Raw genomic sequence first — 2,945 nt, 5'->3', positions numbered from 1 at the left:
AGTTCAGCTTCTGCAGATGCAAAAACAGAAGATTTTAATTTAGAAGAATCAACTTGTCCAGCAACAATAGCATCAGCAAGCTGTCCGGCAATATCTGATGTAAGATATGAACCTAATTCATTAACATAAAGTTCTGTATTAGGAATATCTGTTAGTGTGAATTCATCTGAACTCTTAGGAGCAACAACAACATAACCTTTTTTCTGGAAATTATATGCTTTATCACCATATACAACAAAGTTACCTGTAATTTCAGTAATACCTGGTTTTAATAATTTAGCACTGATATCAGCTGTTGTACCTGATACCTGAGCTATTTCTTCATCTGCAACACTGTATGAAGCAAAAACATCACTAAGTCCAGATGGTGAAATTTCTACTGTCTGACTTGCGTTTCCAACAGTACCAACTACGGTTGGAATTGAAATATCTATAACTTTTACATCTTTAGCACCTTTGTTCTCGCCAGCATTATTCTTTGCTGTTATTGTATATGTATCTGCTTTAGTTGCATTAAATATACCTGTAACTGTATCAAATGTTGCAACTACTTTATCACCTGTTCCTTTTAAGCTGATAACACCACTAGAGCCTGTTGCACCTGCATCCGAACCTGTTACTGATGTTCCTTTAATTTCATATGTAATATTTTCTTTTGAATTAGCAGGTGCTACACTTGTTGCAACTTTTACATCTGATGATATTTTAGCAATCTGATTATCTAATGTTAATGTTGCTTCAGAAATTGGTGTCATGCCACCTACTGCTGTAAAGGATACTGTTCTTGTAAATGGACTCTTTCTACCTGCTACATAAACTTCAATATTTAAAGTTAATTTATCATCGCCAGTTGTTTCACCTGGAATTTTTACTGATTTAACTTTTAAAGTATTAGTCTCATCATCATATTCAACATCAAATTTATCATTTGTTGAAGAATATTCATCTATTTTCTTATCATTAACATAGATTGCTTTGTAGTTTTTATTATCAGCTCCTGATAAATTAATTTTTACAGTTTCTGTATTTGAGTTAGTAACAGCTGTTCCAGCAATTGTTGTAGTTGGTGTTTCATAATTAATAGTTGAATTACTAACATCTAATGATACGCCCGTAACTGCGCTTGCAGATGTTACAACAATGGCTTTTAAGATATTGGTAGCATCCTCATATCCATCACCATCATCCTCTGATTTTTCTGCAACATAATATGTTCCAGCTGCTAATGAATAAGGAATTACAAATTCATATTCAGGAGTTAATGCAACAGCAGGATGTTCTTTAGTAGTAGCTGTAATTTCATAAATTGGTTTTTTATGATTATCTGCTGCAAGATCTGTGTCTTTACTAAATAAACCTACTGTAGTATCTTCATTCGCTGTAACACCACCTAATGTAGTAACGGATGTACCTAATGTAACTGCTTCTGTCTCTACAGTAGCAGCAGCTTCAGCAACTAATGGTTTCATCATATATGTTGGCACAACAGTAACTGCCATAGCAGCAGATAAAGCGTATGCCATAATTTTTCCCATCTGGGAACGTGTAAATTTGTTCATATCGTGACCTCCTAAAATTTAAAAAATTGTGCCTGTTTTCGGCGAGTTTTTAGATATCTAAGGACCGGCGATTAATTGATTAATTTTAATTCTTCTCCGGTAGATGTGGGTACGAATGTGAATCACTTGAGCCTTTAAATATGATAGATGTGTTTGATGTTATCAAACTCATCATATACCTGCCACGGCATATCATTTATATCTATTGCCAAAAGCTCTAAAGATTCAATAATACGACACATCCTTACACTACTTCATGGATAAAAAATATAATATTTTGTTAGGAAAAATGTGTGCTTGTTACATTTTATAATTGCATGATGTTAGTAGCAATTCAGTAGCAAATGGGATTTTTGAAGGTGAAAATTTTGTAAGTTTTTGGTGTTATCAGATGCATTATAATTTAAAAATTTGTTCTACTTTTTAGGGTGGATTAATGTTATTCCGGTATCAGAGTTACGCTTATCTTAGATTGCTTTTCCCTTAGTTTAGACTCTTAAATGACCGACTAAATGGAATTGGAAAAAGGCGAAAATATGTTTGCATTTTATTGTTTTATATGATATACTAATAGTACTAGTAATGGCTAATAGTGTTATTGGTATATCGTATACGGTAATAGCTGATAGCAAGTATTAACATACAGACAAGAAACATACAGACAAGAGAGGATTTTTTATGGCATCAACTAATGAAACAGTGGGTATTAACCGTACTTACAAGGACAGACTTTTTAGATTAAGATTCGGTTCCGAAGAATATAAAGAGGATATGTTATCACTTTATAATGCACTTAATGGAACAGAATACAACAACACAGAAGATATCAGGATAACAACACTTGATGATGTAATATACATGAAGATGAAGAATGATATATCGATTCTTCTAGACAGCAACATGGTCTTGTGGGAACAGCAGAGTTCGATTAATCCGAATATGCCGGCAAGAGGACTTATGTATTATGCGAATCTTTTAAGCCAGTATATCAAGACAGAACGTTATGGAATATATAATAAGAAGTTAATACCTATTCCGACACCACAGTATGTAGTTTTTTATAATGGAACAGAAGAATATGAAGCAAGAGTTAAGCTGAGATTATCCGATGCATTTATAAATAAAGATGACAGCGGGGATTTTGAATGGACAGCAATGGTATATAATCTTAATACCGGGAAGAATGATGAACTGTTAGAAAGATGTAGACCACTTAAGGAATATATGATATTTATAAATAAAGTAAGAGAATACTCAGATGACAAAAGTGTAGATATCAAGACAGCAATAACCAAGGCAATAGATTACTGCATAGAAGAAAATATTATGAGAGAATTTTTGATAAAGCATAAGGCGGAGGTGTTTAGTGTGTGTATAACAGAATTT

General features: G+C 33.0%; 2 protein-coding genes. One reads left to right on the top strand and one right to left on the bottom strand.

Features of this window, described 5'->3' with window-relative positions:
• A partial coding sequence (locus KQI85_RS16160) for a hypothetical protein (RefSeq protein ID WP_216577055.1) occupies window positions 1-1,559 on the bottom strand: 1,559 nt, incomplete at its 3' end.
• 678 nt (window positions 1,560-2,237) lie between these two features.
• Here KQI85_RS16160 and KQI85_RS16155 point away from each other — a divergent pair.
• Window positions 2,238-2,945 (top strand): hypothetical protein (locus KQI85_RS16155; protein ID WP_216577054.1); only part of this gene is annotated, 708 nt, incomplete at its 3' end.

This window comes from Falcatimonas sp. MSJ-15, assembly GCF_018918265.1.
GTDB lineage: Bacteria > Bacillota > Clostridia > Lachnospirales > Lachnospiraceae > Falcatimonas.
The sequence above is the reverse complement of the archived record's forward strand: the minus strand, read 5'-3'. Positions and strand labels throughout refer to the sequence as shown.